Origin of the sequence: Haematobacter missouriensis, assembly GCF_000740775.1 — a bacterium.
Lineage (GTDB): Bacteria > Pseudomonadota > Alphaproteobacteria > Rhodobacterales > Rhodobacteraceae > Haematobacter > Haematobacter missouriensis.
In genome coordinates, this window is the sequence record NZ_JFGS01000088.1 from 1 (window position 1) to 1,524 (window position 1,524).

Annotated in this window: 1 protein-coding gene; it reads left to right on the top strand. The window is 55.2% G+C overall.

Annotated elements, in window-relative coordinates; all coding sequences use genetic code 11:
• Positions 1 to 173 precede the first annotated feature (173 nt).
• Positions 174 to 1,094 carry a YfdX family protein gene (locus CG51_RS18725; protein WP_051930884.1) on the top strand — a complete coding sequence of 307 codons (921 nt, stop codon included), beginning with the start codon at positions 174 to 176 and terminating at the stop codon, positions 1,092 to 1,094.
• The last annotated feature ends 430 nt before the right edge of the window (positions 1,095 to 1,524 follow it).

Sequence of the window (1,524 nt, forward strand, 5' to 3'; positions counted from 1 at the left end):
GAGGCGCAGGAGGATACCGGAGGGATCTTTGACCGTATCGACGATGGGTTTGGACGCCTGAAAGAGCGGCTGTTCAATCGAAACAGTGACACCTGACTTTGCTCATGTCTCAGGTTTGAACGCGGAGGGCTCTTGTGGCCCTCCGCACATCAAAACAGCGAAGGATACCGATCATGACCTCTGAACAAGAAACTATTCAAGAGACCGAAACGGCCGGTGATGCCACGAAGTCTTCCACGGAATTGGCAGAGAAGGCTGGGGCGACCAGCGGCAACGATGCACCGCGCGAACACGTCGACGGCAGTGTTTCGGAACATGTCTCCGCTGAGCTCTCCGATCGCAGGGATCAATTGATCAAGGAAGCGGTCGATGCTCTGGCAGAAACAAAGGTAGCGATCGAGGCTTTGCGTGAAGGGAATAAACAGGACGCCATCGACGCGTTGGCCCGGGTGACTGGAAAGCTTGAGACGGTTGTCGCGCGAGAGCCGGACCTCGCAATGGCCCCTGTCGCCGCTGACTATCGCATCGTCGACTTGATTGCTACGCCGGAAACGGTACGAGATATCGGCATCTTGATCGAGCACCATGTTCGCCGCGGAGACTTTCAGATCGCGCGATCGCTGATGCGTGATTTTGCCAGTGAGATCGTGATCGAGCTCAGGGCATTGCCGTTGAAGACCTACCCTGACGCGATCCTCGAAGCCACGCGTCTGATTGATGAAGGCAAGACAGAGGCGGCAACCACGATCCTCAACACAGCCCTGTCGACAGTCGCAGTTGTTGAAACCGTCGTCCCTCTTCCAACCGTGCGGGCCAAAGCGATGATATCCAAGGCCAAGGCGCTACAGGCAGGTGAGGCTTCCGATGCTGACGGAAAACCGTCTCTGGATGACTATATCGAAGGAGCCAGGGTTGAATTGGAGATCGCAGAAGCACTGGGCTACGGGCGTAAAAAAGACTTTAAAGACCTACATAATGCGATAGCGGATTTGAAGAAATCGCTAAAGGACCGCAAGAAAGCGGCCGGGATCTTCTCAAAGATAGCTGATCACTTCGAAGACTTGAAAGCCCGATTGTTCGACGCGTCGCGATAGACTTCCCACCACGCGGATCAGTGCGTTTCAAATGGATAGGCCAGAACGCTGCATGACACGTTCTGGCCTTTTTTGATGAATGATCTGTAGTGGTTCGGATCTGACCGGCTCTGTTGCGCAAATCGGGTGATAGCCGAGGTTCCCCTTTCCCCGGACGGACTTATCCCTTTCCCCCGTCAGCGCCTATGGCACAGATTTAAGGTTGTGATTTAAGGAGGATTTGGGCTTCGTCGTAGTGACGAAGGAACGAAGATGAAGCCCAAATCCTCCAATTCAAAATCGCCGACCAAGCCCCCTGCAGAGCGCGTGGTCAAGGACATCCGGCGTCAGACCCGCCGCCACTTCTCGGCCGAAGACAAGATCCGCATCGTGCTTGAAGGTCTTCGCGGTGACGACAGTATCGTAAGCGGCGCCTGTGCCCCACCTTCCT

Coding starts and splice junctions, on each gene's coding strand:
- CG51_RS18725 (WP_051930884.1), top strand. CDS start 174: ATGACCTCTGAACAAGAAACTATTCAAGAGACCGAAACGGCCGGTGAT.